The sequence below is a fragment of the Saxibacter everestensis genome, from assembly GCF_025787225.1.
GTDB lineage: Bacteria > Actinomycetota > Actinomycetes > Actinomycetales > Brevibacteriaceae > Saxibacter > Saxibacter everestensis.
Genome location: NZ_CP090958.1, coordinates 21,711 through 46,063, shown reverse-complemented (window position 1 = coordinate 46,063; position 24,353 = coordinate 21,711). Strand labels below are relative to the sequence as shown.

Here is a 24,353-nt window from a genome sequence, read left to right as displayed (position 1 = left end):
GAGTCTGCGCTGTAACGGGATCAATAGGAGCGATTCTCTTCGACGCCGGGCCCACATCCCGGCCGAAAAGTTTTATGTCGCTCTTCGGCACTATACGGAGCCGGGCGTTACGATGCCATTCTCGTAGGCGAAAACCACAGCTTGGGTCCTGTCGCGCAGGTCCAATTTCATCAGGATCCGCGAAACATGCGTCTTCACGGTGGCCTCTCCGACGAATAGACGACGGGCGATCTCGCTATTTGACAATCCCTGCGCCAGCAGCCGCAACACCTCGGCTTCCCGCTCGGTCAACACATCGAGACGCGAATGACGGGCGGGACCGGGGTGCGTCTCTCCGCCGGTGCCCGCAGTCTCGCCCGGCTGAGCCGACGTCGCAAAGTGTTCGACGACCCGGCGCGTCATCGCCGGTGCGATCAGGGCGTCCCCGCGGGCGACGATGCCAACCGCGTCGATAAGTTCCTCCGGGCCGGCGTTCTTCAGCAGGAAACCGCTGGCACCGGCCTTTAGCGCCGCGAAGAGGTAGTCATCACGGTCGAACGTCGTGACAATCAGGATCGCGGCGTCGGTCTTGGCATCACGGGTCAGCAGTTCGGTGGCCTGCAGCCCATCCATATCGGGCATCTGAACGTCCATGCAGATGACGTCCGGTTGTAGTTCGGAAGCCAGTGCGACCGCCGCGCGTCCCGTGGTCGCTTCGCCGACCACCTCGATGCCGTCCTCGGATTCCAGGATGATCCGGAAACCGGCCCGGACCAGGTCCTGATCATCGACCAGCAGGACGCGGATGTCGCGCGCCTCGTCGTGTGTCACCTTGAATCTCCGTCGTCGATTGTCAGCGGGAATGCTGCTCGGACCAGGTATCCGCCGTGGAACTTCGGCCCGAATTCTACTTCGCCTCCGGAGAGCAGCGCCCGCTCGCGCATCCCGATCTGTCCGAGCCCGACGCCGGGTATCGCCGTACCGGCCCGGACAGGAGCCAGCGAACGGGTGCCGCCGTCGTCACTCACCTGCACCTCAACGGCGCTACTCGAATACTCCAGTCTGATCCGGGCGGTGGCGTTCTCGCCTGCGTGCTTACGCGAATTGGTCAGCGCCTCCTGCACGATCCGGTAGATGCTGAAGCTGATGGTTCCGGGCAATTCCCTGGCCTCACCCTCGAAATGGAGGTCGGTCGGCAGGCCCGCGAGCCTGGCCTGTTCCACCAGGGCCGGCAGCTGACCGACACCTTGGGTGCTGGCGCTTTCGGATGCCGGCCGTTCCACTCTGGCCGTCCGGTTTCCGGCGTGCGCCGCGTCGACCTCGTACGTGTGGGAGTCAGCGTTCCGGGCGTCGGGTTCGATACGGAGGGCGGCCTTGCCGCCTGTCAGGACTTTGCCGTCCGTCGCGACGGAACTGCTGTCTGGCGCAGCCTGACCACCCATCACGGTGCCACCCGTGACCTCGGCGCCCTCGCCGCGACCGTCCGAGTCCACCGGGCCCGGCCTCGACGACTCCCGCAGGGCGCCGAGCAATCTGCGTAGTTCCGCGACGGCGTCCCGGGCGCTCGATTCGATATTGCTCAGCGCGGTACTTGCCTTGCCGGCATCCGTCGCCAGCACGCGGCGGGCTGCCCCGGCCTGAATCCCCATCACGGAGACATGATGGGCGACGACATCGTGCAGTTCCCGGGCGATCCGCACCCGCTCAAGCGCCACGGCCTGGGTGGCGCTATGCACCCGTTCCCGCTCGAGCTCCAGAGTCTTCGCCTCGAGTTCTGCCTGGCGCATCGCCGAGCGGTAGCCGGAATTGCCAAAGAAGTACGCCGCAGAAAAGTAGAGCAGGTTAGTCAAAAGCTGCATCACCATCACAGCCGCCAGCGGAGAGAAGGCACCCTCTCGGGAAAGGTCCGGGGTGCTCAGCGGATTGTTCAGGGTCCGGGAGAGGTTGACGAAGAACCAGGTGAACATCGCCACGATGATCGCCAGCCGCACAATGGTTGCCCGTCGCCGATCGCGGCCCCAGGCGCCAAGCGTGTAGAGCGCGATGAACAGGCAGATCTGACTGAATGCCGCCTCCGGCACCATCAGGATCTGGCCAAGAATGAATACGACGGCGACGACAACCGCCACCGTCGCCGGGAACCGCCTGCGCAGGGCAAGCGGTGCGGAGATCAGCACGGCCCAGATGATGCTGATCCACATCGGCGCCGGTTTGTCGTAGAAGCCGGCGACCAGATACATCACCAGGTTGACGGCCGTTCCGACCATCAGCAGAACCGCGCCAAGGCTGTCGCGCACGATGCCGCGACGCGCCGGCATCGGACGGCGCCACTCAGGTTCTCTGCGGCTGTTCATAGCTCCACTTTAGGCAGCGGCGACGACCAGCCGCGTCCGCCGCACGATTGACCCGGGCAGAGCGTACTCGCCGGGCAGGGCGTGCTCGGCGCCCGCCCGGCGGTTGACCCGAGAGAAGATTCGGCAGGCACAGGCGCAAGCTCGCGCTCATAGCCGACGTTCAGCAAACATACGTACCCTTGACATCGTGACTTTATTAGCCGCAGCACTTAGTGACCCCACCGTTGTCGCCCTCCCCGACTGGGCACCCAGCTGGTTGGGGTTCCTCAGTGCGGAAACCCTGCTGGGCTGGTTCCCCTCATCCGTGCTGGTTGTGGTGATCTGCATTGTGGTGTTCATCGAGACCGGACTGCTGTTTCCGTTGCTGCCCGGCGATTCCCTGCTCTTCGTCGGCGGCTTGCTCGTCGCGGAAGGCACCATTGCCCAGCCGCTGTGGCTGGTGTGCCTGTGCGTTCTGCTGGCGGCGTTCGCCGGAGACCAGACGGCCTATCTGATCGGCCGGAAGCTCGGGCCGAAGATTTTCCATAAGCGGGGCGCGCGGTTCCTGAAACCGGAATATCTGGAAAAGACCAACGACTACTTCGCCAAGTATGGCGGTCGAACCATCATCATCGCGCGGTTCGTACCGATCGTGCGCACCTTCGCGGCCGTCGTCGCCGGTGCAAGCTCGATGCACTACCGCACGTTCGTGGCCTTCAACGCGATCGGTGCCGCTGCGTGGGGTATCGGCGTCACCGTGCTCGGCTTTTTCCTTGGCCAGATCAGTTTCGTCAAGGAAAATATCGAATTGATCCTCGTGCTGATCGTGCTGATCTCGGTGATTCCGATCGTCGTCGAGTACCTGAAGGCCCGTAGGGAATCAAAGGTGGCCAGCACCCAGCAAGGCTAGGACTACGCTTCGACTTCGATCCGGTCAGGTCCCTGCACAATGTTCCTGAGCAGGAGCCGTGTTTTAGCAGCCGCGGCGGCAGCCCGGGTCGCAACGCGACGGCAGCCCGGGTCGCGACGAACCACTGCACCCGGCCCGAGCCGCGACAGGCCGTTAAGCCAGCCCGAGATCGCTGAGCGAGAACGCCGCCAGGTACGGCAGGCCTTCTGCCTCGACACGTTCCTTCGCACCCGTGTCGCGATCGACAATCACCGCGACGGCGACGACATCGGCACCCGCTGCACGCAGCGCCTCGACCGCGGTCAGTACGGACCCGCCGGTCGTCGAGGTATCTTCCACCGCGACGACCTTGCGGCCGTTGACGTCCGGACCTTCGACTCGCTTTGACAGTCCATGGGTCTTCTCCGTCTTGCGGACGACGAACGCATCGACCGGCGTGCCCCTGGCAACCGACTGATGCATGATCGCGGTGCCGACCGGGTCTGCTCCCATGGTCAGGCCGCCGACGGACTGGAAGCGGCCAGCGAAGCCGTTCTGTTCCAGCAGGTCGAGCATGACCGCGCCGATGAGTGGAGCACTGCGAGCGTCGAGCGATACCCGGCGCAGGTCGAGGTAATAGTCGGCCTCGATTCCGCTGGCAAGGGTGACGTGCTCGTGGACGACCGCCTCCGCGGTAATCAGCTGGGCGAGCTGGGCGCGGGCATCTGCGGCTGAGAGATTCGAAGGCATGCTGCCATCCTATCCAGCGTCAAATACGTTCGTGGAAAGCGAAGGGCCCCAGGCCGCGTAATCGCGTTGCCCGGGGCCCTTCACTGCACTCCCCTCGAGTACCCGGACGCATCCCCACACGTCCGATATGTTCACCCGGTCCCCACCAGGTGAACACAATTAATCTAACGCCCCTCCGCTGCATTTTGTGCCCTCGTTGAGCTGTGAATATCCTGACAACCTTCAACTAGTTTTCGAGGCAACGCGACGTCCCTGAAACCCGCGGGATACCCGGTGAATCAGTGGTCGGGGCATCGCCCGGGCGAGCACCGCAGCGACGGAGTACGCCCCGCCTGGAACCGACAACACCCGCCCTGCCCGGGCGTCCCGGATCGCCGCCTTCGCGACGTGATCGGCGTCCAGCCAGAGCCAGCTCGGCAGCCAGCCCATTCGAATCTGCGCCCGCCGGTGAAAGTCCGAATGGACGAACCCGGGAAGCACGGCCGTCGCCGTCACTTTTGAGCCCCTGAGCTCGTTTGCCAAAGCCTCAGTGAAAACTGTCGCAGCTGATTTTGATGCCGCGTATGGGCCCATCGTTGTGTAGGCCGAAAGCGAGGTGACATTGATGATGGCGCCAAAACCGCGGCCGAGCATTGCCTTTGCCGCCGCATGACTAAGCACGACAACGGCTCGATGGAGCACGTTGTCCATCGCCTCGACATCGACCAGATCGCTGCTGAGGAAACTGCGCTTCAGACCGAACCCGGCATTGTTCACCAGGATGTCGATCGGCAACTCAGAACTACCGAGGCGGCGCGCAACCGTCTCCATGCCGCCGCGGTCGCAGAGGTCGGCAGAGATGGTCTCGGTATTGACGCCGTATTCGCTTCCCAAATCTCTGGCCGTAGAGTCGAGCGATTCCTGGTTCCTGGCGACCAGGACGATGTCGTGCCCTTGGGCTGCCAGGGCTTTCGCGAATGAAAGTCCGATTCCGGAGCTGCCTCCGGTGATCAATGCTCGAGTCATTGCCCCAGCCTAATGACTTGGCGCTTACGACGGCGTCCGGTTCCACTGCCGGATGGCGGCCGCTGCACTGGCGCTCGACCGCGCTCAGCCCAGCAAGCCGACGGTCAGAAGCGCGCTCGCTCCCATGCTGGCGGCGGCCCGGACATGATTGGCGGCCGTCCATCGCTTGAGGTACCTCGCCCAGGCCACAGAACTATCGGGAACCGTGGGATCGACTGTCTCAATGGCTCGGTTCATCGGCACATTGACAACGGCGGTCACCCCGAAGCCGCCGATCAGGTAGACAAGCGCCCCCGCCATCAGCAATCCGGGCGACCCGGCGTCCGAAAATGGCGCCGTCAGGGCGACCGCAATACAACTAACGGTCGAACCCAGGAAGGTCGTAAGAAAGATCGGGTTGAGAATCGAGACGTTGATCGACTGCATTGCCACCATGCCCTGGGCCGGCGGTAATCGTCGAAGCGCAGGCATGACACTGGTCGAGAAGGCAAAGAACAGACCGCCGATGACGCCGACGCTTACCGCGGCAACTACTGCGAGAATCAATGTTCTCGCGCCCCTCGGCTCACCATTTTGCTGCCACCAGTGATCGATATTCGAGTCATTGCCCCAGCCTAGTGACTTAGCGCTCCCTCCTCGCGGCAATTAGTTCTGGTAATCGGATCGATCGGGCCTAGCCTGAGTGGGATGATCGCCGTCAGGGCGGGACTGTAGGGTTTACAGCGTGCGAATAGCTACCTGGAACGTGAATTCAATCCGAGCCCGAGCCGATCGGGTGGGTGCCTGGCTCGACCGATCCGACGCCGACGTACTGGCCATTCAGGAACTCAAATGCAAAGACGACCAGTTCCCTGAGGAAGTCTTTACCTCCCGCGGGTACCAGGTGGCCTTTCATGGGCTCAACCAATGGAACGGGGTCGCCATCGCGTCCCGGGTTGGCCTCGATGACGTCACTTTTGGCTTCGAAGACGTGCCCGGATTCGGCGAGGAGGGCGACGTCGAGGCCCGGGCGATCTCGGCTGTCTGTGACGGGGTGAGGGTCTACTCCCTTTACGTGCCCAATGGCCGCGACCTGGGGCACCCCCACTATGAATACAAGCTCCGCTGGCTGGAAGCGCTCCGCCTCGATGCTGCCGCGCAGCTGGCCGGGGACGACGAACTCGGCATCGCGCTCTGCGGTGACTTCAATATCGCCCCGCATGATGACGACGTCTGGGATATGGCTGCCTTTGAGGGCAGCACTCATGTTTCAGTTCCCGAGCGCGCGGCCTTCCAGTCGCTGCTCGACGCCGGCTTCGATGACGTGGTTCGCCCGCACACCCCTGGGCCCGGCGTTTACACCTATTGGGATTACACGCAACTGAGTTTTCCGAAGAAGCGGGGCATGCGGATCGACTTCGTCCTGGCATCATCCGCACTGAGCCGCCGTACGGCGTCGGCACGCATTGACCGCGAGGAGCGCAAGGGTAAGGGCGCGTCCGACCACGCGCCGGTCATCGTCGACTTCAGCTAATCTGCGGCCGGCGGATGCCGACGGCCTGTCCCGTGACCGGTTGGCAACACCGCCTGGGAAAGTGCTGCAATTTAGGAACATTTCGGTTTTTGCAAGGCCCGAAAGGTATCGTTTGAGCCATGACTAATCCCCCGCGTTACCCAGGCCCGCATGACAATAGCGGGCAGAATCCTCAGGGGAACTCTCACCAACCAAACCAGCCGCAGCAGGGCCAGCCAAACCAACCCCAGCAAGGCCAGCCGAACCAATACGGCCAGCAGCCCACGCGGGCCTACCCACAACAACCCCAGCAGGGCCAGCCAAACCAATACGGCCAGCAGCCTCCCGCTCAGGGTTACCCACAACAGCCCCAGCAGGGCCAGCCAAACCAATACGGCCAGCAGCCTCCCGCTCAGGGTTACCCACAACAACCGCAGCAGGGCCAGCCAAACCAATACGGCCAGCAGCCTCCGGCTCAGGGTTACCCTGGCGCGAGCTATCCTGGCGCTGGCTATCCTGGCGGCTACCCCGCAGGCCAGCCAGCGAAAAAGAGCCGACTCGGACTCTGGCTCGGACTCGGCGGTGGCGCGTTGGTTCTCATCCTGCTTGCCGTCGGTGCCATTGTGCTGATTCCAATGCTTGCCTCTCCCAAGCCGGTCGAAGATCCGTTCGCCCAGCCGGATTTCACCGATGAGAACACCACTGCACCGTCAGACCCGTCCACGGGCACCCCCTCGCCGTCTCCCGAGCCTTCGACCGGGACGGGCACCGGCAGTAAGGCCGACCTCTTGGTCGGTGACTGCATTGCCGATGTGGAAGCCCTGCGCGCAGGCACGGCAGGCGGGCCGATCGACTGCGAAACCCCGCATCAGGGCCAGGTATACGCGAACGAGCCGATCACCGACACGTCCTACCCGGGCGAGTCAGTGATAACCGAGCGGGCGAAGGAGCTGTGTTCCACCGAGGCGTCCAGCGCCCTCGACTCATCGGTGATGAACGGCGAGTACTCGCCGTACTTCGTCGGACCCAGCGAGCAGACGTGGAGCATGCCGGGAGAGAAGCAGATCGTCTGCCTCATCGTCCGAGTTGATGGCGGCGACATCACCGGGTCGAAAATCAAGACGCAGTAAGGCCTGAACAAGCTGATGCCGAGCCATCCTGAAAATCCCTGGGCGTCCCCGGATACCGCACGCCAGGAGGATCAGCAGGCGGCTCCCGCAAGCGATCCGAATGCGTCGACAAGAACTCAGGTGCCACCCAGCCCTGGACCGTACGCCCCGCCACCCCTCGGATCGCAGCCTTACCCGCAGCAGTCGTCGTCGCCGTCCACCGGGCCTCCCCAGTCCGGCTGGCAAGCCCAGCCCACCGGGCCACCCCCGCCCGGCTGGCAAACCCAGCCCGGGTGGCAAGCCCAGCCCCGGCAACAGCCCGCGCCACAACCCGGATCAGCACAGCCGTACCTGCAGCAGCCAATGCCGCGGCAGCCTTACCCGCAGCAGCCAATGCCGCCCGCACCCGGCTACGTCGGTCTCGGTGACCCGCAACGCACCGCTCGTCGGCACTTCCGCCGCAACAGACTGGTTCTCGCGGTCTCAATCGCCGTGGCCGCCATCGCCGCGATCGCGCTCACGCTCACCCTCACCATCCGCGCCATCGACTCGGTGAAGTCGGTTGACCTGGACACTGCGGTCGCCGGCCGCGGCGAGCTGAAACCATTCGAGCTGGCGCGCGGCGACTGCCTGCGATCTCTCAACACCTCCCCCTACCAGGGCGTCCCATGCGACGACGGACATGTCGGCCAGGTTGTTCTGGTCGCCGAGTTGCCCGATGACGCCGCATTCGACAACATGAAAATTCGTCGTGAGTCCGCACGGCTGTGCCAGGCAGAGGTTCCCAAGGCGGCTCCCAAGGCCGCGGAACAATCGGAGCCGGTCAGCTTGTTCTACCTGTACCCGTCCGCGAGTACCTGGCAGCAAGGCGATCGCGCCGTGACCTGCATCGTCGCCACGGATGGCGAACCGTTGACGTCGAGCCTGATCTAGAAGTTCAGCCTGTTCCAAAGGTTCAGCCTGATCGAAAGGAATCCATGAGCGCCCTTTTCGAGCCCTACTCCCTGCGGTCCGTCAGCTTCAAGAACCGGGTGTGGCTGGCCCCGATGTGTCAGTACTCCTCTGAGCAGGGCATGCCCAATGACTGGCACTTGGTGCACCTCGGTGCGCGGGCAACTGGCGGATTCGGTCTGATAATGACCGAGGCAGCGGCGGTTGTCCCAGAAGGCCGGATCTCGCCGCAGGATGCCGGAATCTGGAATGACGAACAGGCAGCAGGCTGGAAGCGGATTGCGGACTTTGTCCATTCGCAAGACGCACGATTCGGAATCCAGCTGGCTCACGCGGGACGGAAGGCTTCGACATATCGTCCCTGGTCCCCGAGCCGCGGCAGTGTGCCACCGGCCGAGGGCGGCTGGCCGACGGTTGGACCATCCACTCTCGCCTTCGACGGTTTCGGCGCGCCAACCCGGATGAGCACGGCAGATATCGCATTGACTGTGCAGAACTTCGCGGCCGCGGCAGAGCGTGCGGATGCCGCAGGCGCCGACGTGATCGAAGTGCACGGGGCGCACGGCTACCTTGTGCACCAATTCCTGTCGCCGTTATCCAACGATCGTGACGACGAATACGGCGGCGCCTTCGCTAACCGGATCCGTTTCCTGGTGGAGATCATCGAAGCCGTTCGATCGGTCTGGCCAGACGGTAAGCCACTGTTCGTCCGACTCTCGGCCACCGATTGGCTTGAAAATGGCTGGGATGTCGAGCAATCGACAAAACTAGCCGGCGTGCTGAAAGATCTTGGCGTGGACCTGGTTGACGTTTCCAGCGGCGGGAACGCCAAAGCGTCGATACCGACCGAGGCCGGATACCAGGTGCCGTTCGCGGAGCAGATCCGGGCGGGCGCAGGAATTCCCACCGGAGCGGTTGGCCTTATCTCGGAACCGAAGCATGCGGAGGAGATCCTGAGTCGTGGCGAGGCCGACGTGGTTCTGCTCGCCCGGGCAGGTCTACGCGACCCCTCCTGGCCGCTGCGGGCCGCCTACGAGCTGGGCGTCTCGAACCAGGATGCCAGCTGGCCTGACCAGCACATTCGCGGTTCCTGGGATCAGGCACCCGCCTCCCGGTAGCAATCGCGCACCACCGGCGGGGTAAAGCCTCCGCCAGCATCCGAAAATGGATCCGTGCAGTACATGTCCAGGCGGCCGAGTGAGGAGTAAAATTATATGGTAACCGCCTATTCGACGGCCATGGATCTCGTTTTGGAGTGATCATGTCAACTGCATCACCTCGCTCGACGGATCGTCGTTCAGCCCGCACAAATGTCCAAAAGGCAGCATTAATCGTGGGCGTCGTCTTCTTGCTGGTCGGAATACTCGGTTTCGTCCCAGGGATCACCAGCAACTTCGGTGAAATGCAATTTGCCGGTCATGAGTCAGGCTCTCTCTTGTTAGGGGTCTTCCAGGTCTCCATACTGCACAACGTTGTTCACCTGTTGTTCGGTGTGGCCGGAATTCTCATGGCGCGGACCGTAAGTGGGGCGCGAGGCTACCTGATCTGGGGCGGCGTCATCTATCTGGTGCTGTGGATTTATGGTCTGCTCATTGGTCATGAATCGATGGCCAACTTCGTCCCATTCAACTCCGCAGATAACTGGCTGCATCTGGTGCTCGGCGTTGTTATGGTCGCGCTTGGACTGCTGCTAACCCGGAATCGGCGCACGGACGCCGCGTAGGTTCGCTCGGTGCGGCCGTCCATCATGCGGCCGCAAACCGCATAATCGCATCCTTGGTGGCTTGGGACCGGCTGAGTTCCGCGACCTGATAGCCATCACGGATGACGATTATCCGGTCCGACAGCGCCATGAGTTCGGGTAGCTCGCTGCTAATTACCAGAATGGCGACGCCGTCCGCCGCGAGCAGTTCGATCAGCCGGTGGATCTCGGCCTTCGCTCCTATATCGATGCCTTTCGTGGGTTCGTCAAGGATAAGAACCTTGGGCCGGTTGACGAGGCATCTGGCGATAATCGCCTTTTGCTGATTCCCGCCAGAGAGCGTGCGGATCTGTGTCCTTGCCGACGGGGTCTTGATCCGGAGGTCGGCGATGTAACGGGAGGCGATATCGGCTTCGGCGCGTTTTCGAATCGCACCGAACTTCTTGATCCGCCGAAGGACGCTGAGCGTAATGTTCTGCTCCACCGTAAGCATCGGGATAATGCTCTGCAGCTTGCGTTCTTCGGGCACCAGACCGATCCCATTTCGAACAGCTTCACTAACCGAGGCCGGTCTGAGTCGTTTCCCGTCGACGAATACCTGCCCAGCTGTTGACTTATCCGCACCGTAAATACAGCGGGCGATCTCGGTCCGCCCGGCACCGATCAGGCCGGCCAGGCCGACGATTTCTCCCGACCGCACGCCCAGATTGATGTCGTAGAAAGCGCCTTCCCGGCTAAGCGCCCTGGCTTCCAGGACGACAGCACCCGCTTCGCGATCTGTGTGTTCGAAGAGCTTCACCTCGTCACCGACCATGAGGCGCACTATCTGATCCTGATCCAGTTCCCCGGCCGGTAGCGACGAGGCCACAGTCTTGCCGTCCCGAATCACCGTTATCCGATCGGCCAGGGAAAGCACTTCCTCCATCCGGTGCGAAACGTAGAGGATGGCCATCCCTGACGCCTTCAATTCACCGATCAGCCGATACAACACGTCGACATCCGCGTCCGCCAACGCCGTTGTCGGCTCGTCGAGGATCATCACCCTGGCGTTCTGCGCGACAGCCCGGGCGATCTCGACAAGTTTCCCTTCGACGACGGTCAGGCTGCGCGCCTCTGCACGCGGGTCGATTCCAGGCGCGACCCGGGACAGCGCCACTGTCGCCCGCTGATGCATGGCCCGGCGGGAGACAAAGCCGCGCCTGCCGCCAAGGTTTCCGAGCATCACGTTCTCGGCAACGCTCAGGTACGGCACCAGGTTGTGCTCCTGGTAAATGGTGGCGATCCCGCTCTGCCGCGCGGCCGATGTTGTGGCCGTCAAAGGCGCGCCATCGATCTGGATACCTCCCTCATCCGGCTGATAGAAGCCACTCAGCGTCTTAATCAGGGTGGACTTCCCGGCTCCGTTCTCCCCGACGAGGCAGTGCACCTCGTGAGCGAAGAGCTCGAAGTCCATCCCTCCGAGCGCGATCACTCCGGGAAACCGTTTGACCACGCCACGGGCGGAGACCACAGGGGCCTCCGTCCGTGCCGATGTGGCTGGATGTGGCGTCATCGAACGCTCGCCTGAATGAATGCGAGACCTTCGCGCGCGAGTTCGTCCATCGAGCCGGCAACTGGTCGCCATAAAGATACCGCCCGGGCGATTTCGGCAACTGTCGGCAGGAAGGATTCGACCACAATCGCGCCACGATAGTTGATATCGCGGAGCGCAGAGAACACGTCGGCCCAGGCCACATTTCCGGACCCTGGGGTACCGCGATCATTCTCTGAGACCTGGAAGTGGAAGACCTTATCCCCGGCGAGCCGGATAGCAGCACCCGGCGCCTTCTCTTCGATGTTCATATGGAAGGTATCCAGCATCAAGCCGACGTTCTCCCGATCAATTAACGAGCACAGCTCAAGCCCCTGCTCGACGGTGTTGACCAGGTCGGTTTCGAACCGGTTCAGCGGCTCGATGGCCAGCCGTACGCCGCGCTCGCCCGCGTAGTCCGCAGCCTCACGGAGACTGTCCACAGCCTGCGCACGTTGTTCGGCACGTTCGGCCGGGGACAACAGCCGGGCCTTGCCTGTCGCCGAATACATCGGGCCGGCGACGTGCGGCGAGCCAACTTCCGCTGCGACATCGACGCAGTGCTTCAGGTACCCGATGCCTTCCCTCCTGTTAGCGAAGTCTTCATGCGAAACATCGCGCTCCGGCCCGAACGCGCCGCAAATCGAGATCGCCAGTCCGGTGCGTTCCGCGGCGGAATTCAGCGCCTGCGAACTGACCAGGTTGGTGTCTTCGATGCAGACCTCGAACAGGTCGTAACCGAGTTTTAGGGCGTAGTCGAACTGATCGACGTCCTGATCGGAGAACGGTGAGGCCAGGATGAAGGAGCTGATACCCAGCTGATTTCCTCCCCATTGCCGGTTGGCAGCAGCGTGATCAAGCATCTGGCCACAACTCCTTCTCCACGTCCTTGAGCCGCTCGATCGACTGTTCGGTGTAGGGATCGAGGAACTCGAGATGGCCGCCGCGGGCCATCATCGCAAATGGGTCCGATGCGGCGGGCAGCAGTTCGAAGGTCAGGTGACCGGAAAACCCGATCTCGTCCAGCGCCTTGAGCACGGCAGCGAAGTCGATGTGCCCGGTGCCCGGCGCAGCGCGGGTGGAGTCGGCCAGGTGAACGTGATTGACCAGGCTCCCTGCACGCCGGAATGCCTGCGGAATCGACAGTTCCTCGATGTTCATGTGGAACAGATCCCCATGCACACCGGCATTGGCCAGCCCGGTCTCCTCCACCAGGGAAACCGCCTGCTCCAACCGATTAAGGAAGTAGGTTTCGTAACGATTCCATGGCTCCAGGGTGATCTCAACCCCGACGCCTGCGGCATGCTCGCCGATGGCGGCAACGTTTTCGACTGCCCATGCCCACTCCTGTTCGGGGTCGGCGAGCGCGGCGACCTTGCCGACCGGCGAAGGTCCGACAATCACAGTCGACGCGCCGACCTCGGCCGCGAAGTCGACGACGGCCTTGCCGTAGTCCACCGCTGATTGCCGGTTTGTTGCATCCGGGTGCACCAGATCCCGCTCGGCGCCGGACCAGATGCTGCAGATTGAACTCACCGTGACGCCGTTATTCGCGGTAAGCGAGCGGATTCTTCCGGGATCGTGCTGCGCTGGTTCACCGACGAGCTCGATTGCGTCGTAGCCGAATTTCGCGACCCGCTCGATTCCGCGGGCGATGTCTTCTTGGTAGTACACAATGGCGTTGTACGAATACTTGAACCGCGTCATGATCTAAAACCTCCGGTTGCTGGTTTGTAATGAGCTTGTGTTCGGGTGGGCCGATGTTGGAATGCCTAGCTCTTGAAGACGTTGCCCCAGAGCTTCGCGTCATCGACGTTGTCCTTCGTGATCAGCTTCGGCTCGGTGAGCTGCAGCTTCTCCACCTCCTTGTCGTCGAGCAGATCGACGACCGTCTGCAAGGCAAGTGAACCCATCACGTACGGGTCCTGATCGACAGTTGCGGCCTCTGACCCGTCCCTGATCCTTTGCAGGGCCAACGGTGTTCCATCGACGCCGACGACGGGCGTGTGGTCGGGGTCATCTGCGGGAGCCGTCCTGCCGATCTGCTTCAGACCGGAGACGATCCCGCGGACCATCTCATCGTTGTGGCTGAACAGTCCCTTGATCTGCGGATCGGCTGTGAGGGCGTCAACCGTGATTGCGAGCGCCTTGTCGGCGGCCCATTCGGAGTCGCGACCGTCGATTGCCACCTTCGGGAATTCGGCTATCCCTTCGTGGAAGCCCTTGCCGCGCAACGAGGCGTGGTAGGCGCCCTTGGCGCCTTGGAACTCAAGGACCTTCCCCTCTTCACCGATCAGCTTGGCGAGGTGTTCCGCGCCCATCTTCCCCGCCGCTTCGTTGTTGAAGGCCACGGCTGCGTCGGCAATGTCCCCCGCGACGACGGAGTCGACCGTGACGACCTTCTTATCGGCGTCGTGGATCATCTTCACGCCCGGAACCAGTTCCTCGGAGTTGTTCGGGGAGAGCAGGATTGCGTCCACGTTCTTCGCCAGCTGGTCCTGGATCTGGCTGATTTGGGTTGAGGAATCCCCCTGGGCGTCCAACACAGTGACCTCGACACCAAGTTCGTCGGCCTTTTGCTTGATTCCGTCGGCCAGCGCGACCATGAACTCGAACTGCTGGCTGTAAAGCAGTACCGCGATCTTGGGCTTGCCGTCGGCGTCCGAGCCGGCGGCAGCACATCCGGTCAGGCTCAGGGTTACGGCGGCGAGCGCGGCAACGGCCCATCGTATTCTTCTCATGACTTCGTCTCCTTGTGAGTGTCCCTAGCGGCGGCATGTGCCATTTCGGTTGCGTCGACGTCGACGCCATGCGATGCGGATTCCGAGGCCGCATGTGCCTCCGGTGCAGTTGCCGGAGCCGGCGGGGGCTTGGCCGCCCGCGAAAGTTTCTTCTGCACGTACTTGTGTCGATAGACATCCAGTGCTGCGGCCAGGAAGATGACCAGTCCCTGCACGATCTTGTCCCAGGACGACGGGATGCCAAGCAGGTTCACGGCGTTGGTCACCATTGAAATCAGCAGCACACCGAGCAGCGTTCCCCTGATATTTCCCTGCCCGCCGAACAGGCTCGTGCCACCGATGACGACGGCCGCGATCACTGTCAGCTCGATGCCTTCGCCGGCCCGGGGACTTCCGGAAGCCAGCCTCCCGGTCAGCATCAAGCCGGCAAGAGCCGCGGTCAGGCCGCAGATGACGTAACAGCTCAGCCGGACGCGTTGCACTCGAATGCCGGCCAGCAGCGCCGCCTCCGGATTGCCGCCGACCGCGTACACCGATCGGCCGAAGACCGTTCGGGTGAGTACGAAGTGCACCAGTACGGCGAGCAGCAGCACGGCCGGAATCAGAATCGGAATTCCGGCGATCTTCGCGTTCACCACTGTCACCAGAAGGTCAGGCACCGGCGTAATGTTTCCACCGTCCGAGTAGGCAAAGGCCACGCCCGCTCCGGCGCTCAGCGTCGCAAGGGTCGCGATCAGGGGCGAGATGCCGAGCACCGTCACCATCACCCCGTTGACCGCCCCGCACAGCGCGCCGATCAGCAGACCGGCAGCTATCCCGAGTTCCCAGGGCAATCCCATACGGACGACGGCGCCCATGGAGAGCACCGAGGTCAGCGCGGCGATTGCCCCCACCGAGACATCTATGCCCGCCGTCAGGATGACGAAAGTCATTCCGATTGCGAACACGCCCAGGATCGTGGACTGATACAGCAGATTGATGATGTTCGCCGGGGTAAGGAATACCGGCGACAAAATCGCCAGCAAGATGCCGAATCCCAGGACCACGAACAGAAGTCCCTGATCCCCGGCGAGTCTGCCGAGGGCACGCGTAACACTGGATGACGTCCGGGTGATCACGACGGCACCCCTGCCTTGGCTTCGGTGTACTTCGGCTGCGCCGCGGCACCGTGGTTTCGGGCTGATTCAACTGTCGCCTGCACCAGGCTGAGGCTCTTCAGGTTGTCTTCCACGTCGGTTTCCGGCGCTGTGCCATCGACGATGGAATCCGCGAAGGCGGCAAGCGTGCCCGGTCTGTCCTCCGCCTCGACGACATCGAGGTCGACGTGCAGTACGCCGGACTCCTCTCGCGCTCCGGGCAGGAATACGGTGTCGAACAGCGACGCGAAGTGGATCTCGATCGAGTTGTTCCGCCAGATGATGGCACCCTTGTCGCCCTGGATGTTCCAGTCTCCGTCCCAACTCGTCTGCGGACCGAGACTGCTCCAGGATCCTGAGTAGGCAATCGTGGCGCCGTCCGCCGTTCGCACATCGACAACTGCCGATGAGTTTCCGGTGAACCGGGACCATGCCGGGTTCCAGGACCGAGCCCGGACCAGCGCCGGCTCGATGCCAAGGATGCCGCGCATCTGATCCAGGTGGTGCACCATCGCGTCGACGATCAAGGGCTCATCCATGACGAGCCGGAAGCCCTCAAACGGCGGATTCTTGTGATAGTCGATGAACACCTGTCGCACCCGCCCGATGACGTCCTCACGGACCAGACGCTGCACAGTACGGGCCGCCCGGCTGAACCTATAGTTCTGCGAGACCATTGCGGTGACACCCGAGGTGCGAGCTGCCTCGACTATCCGGAGGCCGTCAGGATACGAATGCGCCAGTGGCTTCTCGATCAGAACATGTTTGCCCGCAGCCATTGCCTCGACCGCGACATCGGCGTGGAACTCGGGCGGAACAATCACCAGCACGGCGTCCACGTCTTCGGCCAGCGCATCAGCGAGTCGCGTGCCCGAGGGCACACCATACCGCTCACCCGCGGCGCGAGCGGCTTCGCTATCGATGTCGACCAAGCCCGCGAGGTCCCACCTGGGGCTTCGGTCAACCACGGACAGCCACGAAGCGCCCCAGGCTCCAAGACCAACCTGAACAAGTTTCACACTGATTCTCCTTTGAACGAGCGGACGGACCGATGGTCCTTGAGCTCGGTCCTGGCAATCGGAGCCGCGGAAAACTGAGCTAATTCCGAAGCACTTTTGCTGTGATCGAACTCACTTTTGCCTAATGCTACTCATAAGTCTGTAGACTGACAAGTAGCAAGAACAGATTCTGGAAGGTATGGAAGGCGACCTGCAGAAGACGCTCGGTCGCAATCTCAGGACACATCGCGAAGCCAGGGGCCTCAGTCAGGAGCAGTTCGCTGACGTTTTGGGAGTGCACCGGACATACATGGGCGGCGTGGAACGCGGCGAGCGCAACCTGACACTTAAATCAGTGGAGCGGCTCGCCGATGCCATCGCAGTGGACGCGCTCGAACTGCTGACCGAAGGCTTCACCGCGCTCCCGGAGCCTGCCGGGCGGAAAGACCTGGGCGAGGCCGGCGAGACGGTCAGTGTCGAAGGAATGCAGACGCATAAGAAGTCCCGTCGACGCTGATCGCCGACACCGTCACGGCAGCACCTCCCGATACCAGGAGAGCGCAGTAGGACTGAGCGAAAAACCGTGTCCGGAAAACTCACCGCATCCGGCCAGGCCAAGCCGCGAGTTCAGCGCCGAGACGTCATAGAAGTGATCCGTCGAAACCAGGTCGAGCTGATGAGGCGTGAATCCCGCTCGGCGGGCAAGCGGCAGGGCAACCGGGTAGCGCAGATCCCCGCGAGGGAGGCCCAGATCGAGGTCGGTCTCAAGCCGGGCGACTATCTCACGAATAGTTCGCGGCTCAAGGTAGGCAGCGTGCAGCACCTCCGGAACGCCGGACATACTGCCGGCAAGTCTCGCGGCAAGGTAACCGAGATGGTCGACGTCGATGATCGAACTCAACGCCCGCCCGCCATCCACCAGGCCACCGATGCCGCGGGTTAGTTCGACCAGCCCGGGAAGGCACCAGCGGTCGCCTGCTCCGTAGGTCAACCCGGCCCTGAGCACCGTGCCGCCCAAGCCGAGCACCAGGCGTTCCGCCTTCGCCTTGCTGCGGCTGACTGCCGATTCGGCTGACACCGGTGCCTCGTTCTCGCCCGCACCGCGGTGCGGCCCGGAACCGTAGACCGAGGTCGTGCTCAGGTAGATCACCGACCCGACGCCGGCGGCCGCACAGGCAGCAAGCAGCCGGCGGGTGCCGCAATGATTCGTGCGTTCGGCCAGCTCGGCATCCGGGCCAAGGTAGGAGGCAGCGTGGATCACCGAGTCAACACCGGCGCATGCCTGATGCAGTGAAACCTCGTCATCGAGGTCACCAACTACCTGCGAAACCTGCGGATCGTCCAGCTTGCCCGATGCCTGGGGATCATCCGCGCGGCCGCGAGCCAGCAGCCGGATACGCCAGTTCCCGTCCGTCGTCAACTGCCGCACTATCGCAGAGCCGACGAAGCCACTGCCGCCGGTCACCAGAATCGTTCCTCGGAAGTTCCGCCGCCGCTCGCCGGAGTAAACTAAAGCATTCGATTCCGGCGTTGATGTTGACGCTCGGAGCTCTTTCGCGGAGAGGACGCTTTGGCGGGCAAACGACAACCAACTGTCACGCGTGAGCAGATCATCGCGGGTGCCGCGCTGGTCTTCGACCGGGTGGGATACGGCAACGCGGCGCTGTCGGCTATCACCGACGAGGCCGGGGTGACCAAGGGCGCACTCTACTTCCACTTTTCGTCCAAAGAAGAGCTGGCACTGGCCGTTATCGAGACCCAGCATGCCCTGGCGATGACGGTCGCCCGCGATGCCGCGGAGCGAAACGGCTCTCCATTGGCAGCCCTGCAGGAGATCACGCGGGAGTTTGCCCGGCTGCTGCTCACGAGCGTCATCATGCGGGCCGGAATCAAGCTCACCCTTGAATCGTCGATTATCTCGGTCCGCGTGGTGGAACCATATGAAGAATGGCAAACGACTTGCCAGACCTTTGCGGAAAAGGCAGTCGCGGCAGGTGAATTGCGATCTGACTTGGACACCGAGGCCTTCGCGCGGTTCATCGTCTCTTCTTTCACCGGTGCCCAACTTGTCTCAGGCGTCTTGTCCGAGCGAGCCGACCTGCTGCAACGCGTGGACCAGCTCTGGGATTTTCTGCTACGGCAGCAAACTTAGGGATCACGCTTCCGGGTGATCCTCGGCGACAGTCACTTCCGCCACCACGCATTCCGCGTCGCCCTGCACAACCGACAGCCGAAATCTCGACCGAGGCTCCGGAAGCTCGGCACCGGACGCCAGTCGGATATCCGCGGGAAGGCCGATTTCCACGAACGAAGTGAACTTCGCGTCCAGCGAGTCAAAGTCCGCCGATGGATCAGCAAGTGCCAGTCGGACAGCCTGTCTCATGCTTTCAAGCAACAGCATGCCCGGAGTATGGTCCAGCGGATGATCGAAGAAGACCGGATTGCTGGTGTCGACCAGCAAGGGCCAGTGGAAGGCTGAGGTAGGCGGGCCGATGCAGACGTTCCACGCTGACGTCTTTCCGACTGCCGGGGCCGGAATCGGACCGGTAGCCGGGGCCCCGTCATCCGGGAACTCACCAACCAACCGGACCCCGGCCGGTCCCTCGGCAGAGATGTCTGCCCGGACCCCGGCCCGGGCCTCGGCGGAGATGTCGGCCCGTCCGTCGGCCCGCCCCTTTGCCCGTCCTTCGACGGAGACGTCCAGTTCCGGCATCGTGGCTCCGCGCATCCGTTGGTAAACCGGCGGCGTGACTATCCTCGCGTCCGCACTCGCGTAGCCGATCGTCTGACCACGGGCCTTCAACTGGGCGCGGGATCGGCAGGCGAATAATCGCTTCCCCTGATATCGAATCCGGTCGAATCTGAGGTTGAGTGAAAGCTCCTCAGGTTCGATCTGCGACATGGCGCACTGATGCCCAATGGCGAACCGCATCCGAAGCAATAGAAAGTGGTAGTCGAACGGCACATCGTAGAACTTGTGACATACCAGAATCGTTGCCTGGCGCAGCGTCTCCTCGATAAGCGCGGTGTCAAAACCGAACGGACGATTCTCGTAGAAGACGTGCCAGCGCGGCCATTGCGCCCCGCAGATGTAGGTGTTCCGCCCTGTTCGGCGAGCGTCGGTCATCAGGACCTCGGAGATCGATAGCCTGTGCACGAGCTTTCTGGGAACGAAGCTCTCGTGCGATGCGACCGCTTTTTCAACGTCGGGGGTCAGCATTGTTTCCCCGCCCTCGGTACCGGATCCGGAATCAGTTGTAGTTCCCCGCCACGCACCGCTGACTGGTGGGCCACTATGCCCGGTACTGTGAAGTCGGCTGCGCGGAAAGCGTCGATCGGCGGCGGCGTCCCGCTCCAGATCGCGCGCATGAAATCGTCGACCAGATACTGGTACGAGCCGAGATGGCCGTTCGGCGCACCGTCGAACTCCCTGGGCAGCCTCGTCCTGTCCTGCGTCGGCGCGGTTCCCGATAACAGCGCCTTAAGCATGGATTGATCCCGATCGTCCGGTGCAACGGCGCCGATCCGCGAGGGACTGACGAGATCGAAAAGGTCGGACACGTCTTCAACTGTCGTCTTGGTATGCCAGAGGCTCTTGGTGGCGATCTGCTCGAAGCTGGCCTGCGTTCCGAAGAACCTGAATCTGGATTCCCTGGTTTTCGCTGGATAGCCGACCCGTCGCATCTCATTGATTCGCATCACGCTTGAGTCTTCCAGGAGGAACAATGCCGTCGAGTTGGAGAAATCGTTGTCGAAGATGCTGGTCTTCTTCTCGAAGATCCCATCGGGGACGGGATCTGCCCAGCCGAAGCAGCTCACGGCCACGGCCCTGGTCGGCAGCACGCCGAGCACACCTCCGACAGAATGGGATACGTAGAGCATCGGCGGAAAGGACGCCGTTCGGCGCCAATCCCGTCCGCCGCTGTACCGGTAAGCGTCGGCGAAGCCCAGGTCCATATCGTGCAGATAGTCGCCTTCGGAATATGCCACGGTGCCGAAGTCGCCTTGCTCGTAGCGCCGTCGGGCATACATCACGGCTGGGTTGTAGAAACTTGTTTCGCCCAGCATGTAGATCAGCTCGGAATTCCGCGCCCGGTCGACGATCTCGGTGGTCTCCGGTAGGGAAACCGCCATCGGCACCGCCGAGTAAACGTGCTTGTGCGCGGACAGGGCTTCGGCGGCGAGACCACCGTGCGTCCATCGCTGGGTGAAGATGGCAACCGCGTCGACTCGGTCGTCGGCCAGCATCGCGGCGAAACTTTCGAGCGTGGTTGCGCCGACCCGTTCGGCAAGTCCTTTCGCCCGTTCCGGCACCACATCCGTGACGAACAATCTGCCGGTCAGCGGATGTCGCCGAAACAGTTCGGCCAGGCGGTTTGCGAACTGGCCCGCACCGACAATTCCAACTGAGAAGGTTCGACCGTCTGCCTCGACGGGCGGCTTCGTATCGTTCAGGATCATGACAAGAACCACCAAACTCCATTGTTTTTGGTTCATTGAAAATCGACCAGCCGCGTCGGCGAAGGGAGCATACAGGGCGACCGGTATGTAGCAGGAATCTATGTGCCGCTCATACCCCGGTCAAGCACTTTCATGTGGCCCTCAGAGAGAGTGGCCCACGCCAAGCGCCGGGTGTGGCCTACGCCAAGCGGAGGCCGCACCCGGCCGAATGCGCCCGGGCAGAGGGTTAGCGCTCGCCGCCGTCCGGTTCGTGGGTGACGCCAGGGTGCCTCGCGGCTACCGTAAGACCGGCGATCGTCTCGTCGGTTTCACTACCCTCGGGCCGGTCGACCAGCACTGTATCCCCGTCTCGGATTTCGCCGGCTAGGATCTTCTTCGCCAGTTGGTCGCCGATCTCGCGCTGCACCAAGCGCCGGAGCGGTCGGGCGCCGTACGCCGGATCGAAGCCTTCGAGCGCAAGCCATTCCTTCGCCGCCGGGCTCACTTCAAGTTGCAATCGCCGTTCCTTCAACCGTTCTGCCAGCCTGTCGACCTGCAAGTCGACGATGCTGCCGAGTTCGTCGACGCTCAGCGCGTCGAAGATCACGATGTCATCGAGCCGATTCAGGAACTCCGGTTTGAAAGCGGAGCGCACCATCGACATCACCTGCTGGTGCTGCTGAGCGGTGTCCAGCGAGGCATCCACCAGGAACTGCGAACCAAGGTTAGAAGTCATGATCAGGATGACGTTGCGGAAGTCGACTGTGCGGCCCTGGCCGTCGGTGAGCCGACCGTCGTCGAGTACCTGCAACAAGATGTCGAAGACCTCCGGATGCGCCTTCTCCACTTCATCGAGCAACACGACGGAGTACGGCCGGCGCCGCACTGCCTCGGTCAGCTGACCGCCTTCTTCGTAACCGACGTATCCCGGCGGAGCGCCGACCAGGCGCGCGACGGAGTGCTTCTCACCGTATTCACTCATGTCGATGCGAACGATGGCACGCTCATCATCGAACAGGAAGTCCGCGAGCGACTTCGCAAGCTCCGTCTTGCCGACGCCAGTTGGCCCGAGGAACATGAATGATCCGGTCGGCCGGTCCGGGTCGGCGATGCCCGCTCGCGAGCGCCGGATGGCGTCCGCCACCGCGATGACCGCGCGTTTTTGCCCGATCAGCCTCTGACCGAGCACAGCTTCGGCGCCGAGGAGCTTCTGCACCTCGCCCTGCAACAACCGGCGGGCCGGAATGCCCGTCCACGACGAGACGACTTCGGCGATGTCATCGGGACCGACCTCATCCGCGACCATTGCGTCTGATCGGGACTGCGCCGATTCGTCTTCTGCCTGCGCCTCGGCGAGCTCTCGTTCGATGGTCGGAATCTCGCCGTAGAGCAGGCGTGAGGCGGTTTCAAGGTCCGTGTCGCGCTGGGCCTTTTCGGCCTGGGACCGCAGTTCGTCGAGCTTCTGCTTCAACTCGCCGACCCGGTTCAGACCTGCCTTTTCCGATTCCCAGCGCGCATTGAGGGAGCTCAGCTGTTCCTGCCGATCGGCTAGATCCGAGTCCAGCGCGGCCAGACGTTCCTGGCTGGCAGCGTCGGTCTCCTTCTCAAGTGCCAGCCGCTCCATCTTGAGCCGGTCAACGACGCGGCGCAGTTCATCGATCTCAACCGGGGCCGAGTCGATCTCCATCCGCAGTCGCGATGCAGACTCATCGATCAGGTCGATGGCCTTATCCGGCAACTGCCGGCCGGAGATGTACCGATCTGACAGCGACGCCGCGGAGACGAGCGCGGCGTCCGAGATCGCTACCTTATGGTGCGCCTCGTAGCGCTCCTTCAAACCGCGCAGGATGGCGATCGTGTCTTCCACGCTTGGCTCGCCGACGTAGACCTGCTGGAACCGGCGCTCCAGCGCCGGATCCTTTTCGATGTGCCGACGATATTCGTCGAGTGTGGTCGCACCGACAAGGCGCAGCTCACCCCTGGCAAGCATCGGCTTGAGCATGTTTCCGGCGTCCATTGAGCCCTCGCTGGCACCAGCACCCACAACGGTGTGCAGCTCGTCGATGAAGGTGACGACTTCGCCGTCGCTCGAGGTGATCTCTTCCAGCACCGCCTTCAGGCGCTCTTCGAACTCGCCGCGGTACTTCGCCCCGGCGACCATGGCCGCCAGGTCAAGGCTGATCAGCCGCTTGCCGCGCAGCGATTCAGGAACGTCACCCGCAACGATTCGCTGGGCAAGTCCCTCGACGACGGCGGTCTTACCGACGCCCGGCTCACCGATCAGCACCGGGTTGTTCTTCGTCCTCCGGGAGAGCACCTGGACGACACGGCGGATCTCAGAATCCCGGCCGATCACCGGGTCGAGTTTGCCCTGACTGGCCTGCTCGGTGAGATCGAGGCCGTACTTTTCCAGGGCGTTGTAGGTGCCTTCCGGATCAGGCGTGGTGACCTTGGCACTTCCGCGAACGCTTGGCAGCGCGGCAAGGACAGCATCCCGCGTGGCACCCGCCCCGCGGAGGGCCTCGCCGACGTTTCCAGTGTCCTTCGTCAGGCCAAGCAACAGGTGCTCGGTGGAAACATACTGGTCGCCGAGCGCACTGGCTTCTTCACTGGCAGCCTGGAGTACCTGAAGACCTTGGCGGGACAACTGCGGCTGGGCGACAGAGCTACCCGCCGCAGCGGGAAGCGCGCCGAGCTGGCCCGTGATCCGATGACTCAGCTGCGCGACGTTGACGCCGGTAGCTTCTAGCAGGGCATCAGCCACGCCGCCCTGCTGGGAAAGAAGTGCGGCGGCCAGATGCTCCGGACCGACCTGCGGATGCCCGGCTGCAGCGGCACTTTGCACAGCAGAGGCCAGCGCCTCCTGCGCCTTGGTTGTGAATTTTGTGTCCATGCAAACCTCCTGCAGTCAGTCCCGGCGTTGTTACCTGGCATCTGACAGTTCAACGTGAATAAAGTTGAGTTTGTTCCACTCAAGTTTAACTCAGCGGAGGTTCGGTAGCCGGAGGGGAGGTACTTCTCCTTGGGGAAAGCGAAGGGCAGGGTTTGTCACGTGCTTGTCATATATCGAAGTGGCAGGCTCGGTCAGGAGAGGAGGCTGAGAGAGGCTGTTCGGCAGAACGTCGGGGATGCGCCGGATAAGAGGGGAAGCATGGAGGCTACTACCTGCCAGCAGAATGCCACGGACTGCAGATCCGTGGCATTTCTGTGCCGAGCAGCAGTGCTAGCGCGTTTAAGGCCGGAAGTCACGACCGCGGC

At 62.8% G+C, this 24,353-nt stretch carries 23 protein-coding genes; 8 read left to right on the top strand and 15 right to left on the bottom strand.

Going from position 1 to position 24,353, the window contains the following annotated elements:
• Positions 1-90: 90 nt before the first annotated feature.
• Both LWF01_RS00215 and LWF01_RS00210 read right to left on the bottom strand, forming a co-directional pair.
• Positions 91-810 (bottom strand): response regulator, encoded by a 720-nt coding sequence (locus tag LWF01_RS00215; protein ID WP_349639024.1) that lies wholly within the window; start codon positions 808-810, stop codon positions 91-93.
• The gene (locus LWF01_RS00210) at positions 807-2,333 is read right to left on the bottom strand and encodes a sensor histidine kinase (protein WP_349639023.1); all 1,527 of its coding nucleotides are present in this window, start codon (positions 2,331-2,333) and stop codon (positions 807-809) included. Before LWF01_RS00210 ends, LWF01_RS00215 begins: the two co-directional genes overlap by 4 nt.
• 187 nt (positions 2,334-2,520) lie before the next feature.
• Between LWF01_RS00210 and LWF01_RS00205 the strand changes: the two genes are divergently transcribed.
• Positions 2,521-3,222 (top strand): DedA family protein, encoded by a 702-nt coding sequence (locus LWF01_RS00205; protein ID WP_349639022.1) that lies wholly within the window; start codon positions 2,521-2,523, stop codon positions 3,220-3,222.
• A 153-nt stretch (positions 3,223-3,375) separates the two neighbouring features.
• Here the strand turns inward: LWF01_RS00205 and pyrE are convergent, their stop codons facing one another.
• The 3 genes from pyrE to LWF01_RS00190 form a co-directional block, all read right to left on the bottom strand.
• Positions 3,376-3,951, bottom strand: coding sequence for an orotate phosphoribosyltransferase (gene pyrE, locus LWF01_RS00200; protein WP_349639021.1), 576 nt, complete (start codon positions 3,949-3,951; stop codon positions 3,376-3,378).
• Between the two features lie 222 nt (positions 3,952-4,173).
• Positions 4,174-4,956 carry an SDR family NAD(P)-dependent oxidoreductase gene (locus LWF01_RS00195; protein ID WP_349639020.1) on the bottom strand — a complete coding sequence of 261 codons (783 nt, stop codon included), beginning with the start codon at positions 4,954-4,956 and terminating at the stop codon, positions 4,174-4,176.
• Between the two features lie 84 nt (positions 4,957-5,040).
• Positions 5,041-5,502 (bottom strand): anthrone oxygenase family protein, encoded by a 462-nt coding sequence (locus LWF01_RS00190; RefSeq protein ID WP_349639019.1) that lies wholly within the window; start codon positions 5,500-5,502, stop codon positions 5,041-5,043.
• 178 nt (positions 5,503-5,680) lie between these two features.
• Here LWF01_RS00190 and LWF01_RS00185 point away from each other — a divergent pair, with 178 nt between their 5' ends.
• From LWF01_RS00185 to LWF01_RS00165, 5 genes are all read left to right on the top strand, one after another.
• Positions 5,681-6,469, top strand: coding sequence for an exodeoxyribonuclease III (locus LWF01_RS00185; RefSeq protein ID WP_349639018.1), 789 nt, complete (start codon positions 5,681-5,683; stop codon positions 6,467-6,469).
• A 569-nt stretch (positions 6,470-7,038) separates the two neighbouring features.
• The gene (locus tag LWF01_RS00180) at positions 7,039-7,578 is read left to right on the top strand and encodes a septum formation family protein (RefSeq protein WP_349639017.1); all 540 of its coding nucleotides are present in this window, start codon (positions 7,039-7,041) and stop codon (positions 7,576-7,578) included.
• A 342-nt stretch (positions 7,579-7,920) separates the two neighbouring features.
• On the top strand, positions 7,921-8,490 hold the full coding sequence (locus LWF01_RS00175) for a septum formation family protein (RefSeq protein ID WP_349639016.1): 570 nt from the start codon (positions 7,921-7,923) through the stop codon (positions 8,488-8,490).
• A gap of 44 nt (positions 8,491-8,534) precedes the next feature.
• The gene (locus LWF01_RS00170; protein WP_349639015.1) at positions 8,535-9,626 is read left to right on the top strand and encodes an NADH:flavin oxidoreductase/NADH oxidase; all 1,092 of its coding nucleotides are present in this window, start codon (positions 8,535-8,537) and stop codon (positions 9,624-9,626) included.
• 143 nt (positions 9,627-9,769) lie between these two features.
• Positions 9,770-10,231, top strand: coding sequence for a DUF4383 domain-containing protein (locus LWF01_RS00165; RefSeq protein ID WP_349639014.1), 462 nt, complete (start codon positions 9,770-9,772; stop codon positions 10,229-10,231).
• Between the two features lie 22 nt (positions 10,232-10,253).
• On the opposite strand, the gene LWF01_RS00160 is transcribed toward LWF01_RS00165, so the two are convergent.
• From LWF01_RS00160 to LWF01_RS00135, 6 genes are all read right to left on the bottom strand, one after another.
• Positions 10,254-11,762, bottom strand: a complete 1,509-nt coding sequence (locus tag LWF01_RS00160; protein ID WP_349639013.1) for a sugar ABC transporter ATP-binding protein — start codon at positions 11,760-11,762, stop codon at positions 10,254-10,256.
• A complete protein-coding gene (locus LWF01_RS00155; protein ID WP_349639012.1) occupies positions 11,759-12,643 on the bottom strand; it encodes a sugar phosphate isomerase/epimerase family protein in 885 nt (294 codons plus the stop codon). The genes LWF01_RS00160 and LWF01_RS00155 overlap by 4 nt, the downstream gene beginning before the upstream one ends.
• The gene (locus tag LWF01_RS00150) at positions 12,636-13,487 is read right to left on the bottom strand and encodes a sugar phosphate isomerase/epimerase family protein (protein ID WP_349639011.1); all 852 of its coding nucleotides are present in this window, start codon (positions 13,485-13,487) and stop codon (positions 12,636-12,638) included. Before LWF01_RS00150 ends, LWF01_RS00155 begins: the two co-directional genes overlap by 8 nt.
• Positions 13,488-13,552: 65 nt before the next feature.
• The gene (locus LWF01_RS00145; RefSeq protein WP_349639010.1) at positions 13,553-14,521 is read right to left on the bottom strand and encodes a sugar ABC transporter substrate-binding protein; all 969 of its coding nucleotides are present in this window, start codon (positions 14,519-14,521) and stop codon (positions 13,553-13,555) included.
• Entirely contained in the window at positions 14,518-15,639 is a 1,122-nt protein-coding gene (locus LWF01_RS00140; RefSeq protein ID WP_349639009.1) for an ABC transporter permease, read from the bottom strand. Before LWF01_RS00140 ends, LWF01_RS00145 begins: the two co-directional genes overlap by 4 nt.
• Positions 15,636-16,676, bottom strand: coding sequence for a Gfo/Idh/MocA family protein (locus LWF01_RS00135; RefSeq protein WP_349639008.1), 1,041 nt, complete (start codon positions 16,674-16,676; stop codon positions 15,636-15,638). The genes LWF01_RS00140 and LWF01_RS00135 overlap by 4 nt, the downstream gene beginning before the upstream one ends.
• A gap of 178 nt (positions 16,677-16,854) precedes the next feature.
• On the opposite strand from LWF01_RS00135, the gene LWF01_RS00130 reads away from it, so the two are divergent.
• Positions 16,855-17,172: a helix-turn-helix domain-containing protein gene (locus tag LWF01_RS00130; protein ID WP_349639007.1), complete on the top strand. Its 318-nt coding sequence runs from the start codon at positions 16,855-16,857 to the stop codon at positions 17,170-17,172.
• Between the two features lie 12 nt (positions 17,173-17,184).
• On the opposite strand, the gene LWF01_RS00125 is transcribed toward LWF01_RS00130, so the two are convergent.
• Complete coding sequence (locus LWF01_RS00125) at positions 17,185-18,120, bottom strand: NAD-dependent epimerase/dehydratase family protein (RefSeq protein WP_349639006.1); 936 nt, start codon at positions 18,118-18,120, stop codon at positions 17,185-17,187.
• Positions 18,121-18,225: 105 nt separating this feature from the next.
• Here LWF01_RS00125 and LWF01_RS00120 point away from each other — a divergent pair, with 105 nt between their 5' ends.
• Positions 18,226-18,807: a ScbR family autoregulator-binding transcription factor gene (locus tag LWF01_RS00120; RefSeq protein ID WP_349639005.1), complete on the top strand. Its 582-nt coding sequence runs from the start codon at positions 18,226-18,228 to the stop codon at positions 18,805-18,807.
• A 3-nt stretch (positions 18,808-18,810) separates the two neighbouring features.
• Here LWF01_RS00120 and LWF01_RS00115 read toward each other — a convergent pair whose 3' ends face one another.
• From LWF01_RS00115 to clpB, 3 genes are all read right to left on the bottom strand, one after another.
• Positions 18,811-19,875 carry an AfsA-related hotdog domain-containing protein gene (locus LWF01_RS00115; RefSeq protein ID WP_349639004.1) on the bottom strand — a complete coding sequence of 355 codons (1,065 nt, stop codon included), beginning with the start codon at positions 19,873-19,875 and terminating at the stop codon, positions 18,811-18,813.
• Complete coding sequence (locus tag LWF01_RS00110) at positions 19,869-21,116, bottom strand: Gfo/Idh/MocA family protein (protein ID WP_349639003.1); 1,248 nt, start codon at positions 21,114-21,116, stop codon at positions 19,869-19,871. Before LWF01_RS00110 ends, LWF01_RS00115 begins: the two co-directional genes overlap by 7 nt.
• 226 nt (positions 21,117-21,342) lie before the next feature.
• Complete coding sequence (gene clpB / locus LWF01_RS00105; protein ID WP_349639002.1) at positions 21,343-23,988, bottom strand: ATP-dependent chaperone ClpB; 2,646 nt, start codon at positions 23,986-23,988, stop codon at positions 21,343-21,345.
• Between the last annotated feature and the right edge of the window lie 365 nt (positions 23,989-24,353).

What these genes read in the sequence shown, in the direction of transcription:
- LWF01_RS00210 (WP_349639023.1), bottom strand. Translation starts at nt 2,333, where the DNA reads ATGAACAGCCGCAGAGAACCTGAGTGGCGCCGTCCGATGCCGGCGCGT.
- pyrE (WP_349639021.1), bottom strand. Translation starts at nt 3,951, where the DNA reads ATGCCTTCGAATCTCTCAGCCGCAGATGCCCGCGCCCAGCTCGCCCAG.
- LWF01_RS00195 (WP_349639020.1), bottom strand. Translation starts at nt 4,956, where the DNA reads ATGACTCGAGCATTGATCACCGGAGGCAGCTCCGGAATCGGACTTTCA.
- LWF01_RS00175 (WP_349639016.1), top strand. Translation starts at nt 7,921, where the DNA reads ATGCCGCGGCAGCCTTACCCGCAGCAGCCAATGCCGCCCGCACCCGGC.
- LWF01_RS00170 (WP_349639015.1), top strand. Translation starts at nt 8,535, where the DNA reads ATGAGCGCCCTTTTCGAGCCCTACTCCCTGCGGTCCGTCAGCTTCAAG.
- LWF01_RS00165 (WP_349639014.1), top strand. Translation starts at nt 9,770, where the DNA reads ATGTCAACTGCATCACCTCGCTCGACGGATCGTCGTTCAGCCCGCACA.
- LWF01_RS00160 (WP_349639013.1), bottom strand. Translation starts at nt 11,762, where the DNA reads ATGACGCCACATCCAGCCACATCGGCACGGACGGAGGCCCCTGTGGTC.
- LWF01_RS00155 (WP_349639012.1), bottom strand. Translation starts at nt 12,643, where the DNA reads ATGCTTGATCACGCTGCTGCCAACCGGCAATGGGGAGGAAATCAGCTG.
- LWF01_RS00150 (WP_349639011.1), bottom strand. Translation starts at nt 13,487, where the DNA reads ATGACGCGGTTCAAGTATTCGTACAACGCCATTGTGTACTACCAAGAA.
- LWF01_RS00145 (WP_349639010.1), bottom strand. Translation starts at nt 14,521, where the DNA reads ATGAGAAGAATACGATGGGCCGTTGCCGCGCTCGCCGCCGTAACCCTG.
- LWF01_RS00130 (WP_349639007.1), top strand. Translation starts at nt 16,855, where the DNA reads ATGGAAGGCGACCTGCAGAAGACGCTCGGTCGCAATCTCAGGACACAT.
- LWF01_RS00115 (WP_349639004.1), bottom strand. Translation starts at nt 19,875, where the DNA reads ATGCTGACCCCCGACGTTGAAAAAGCGGTCGCATCGCACGAGAGCTTC.
- LWF01_RS00110 (WP_349639003.1), bottom strand. Translation starts at nt 21,116, where the DNA reads ATGATCCTGAACGATACGAAGCCGCCCGTCGAGGCAGACGGTCGAACC.
- clpB (WP_349639002.1), bottom strand. Translation starts at nt 23,988, where the DNA reads ATGGACACAAAATTCACAACCAAGGCGCAGGAGGCGCTGGCCTCTGCT.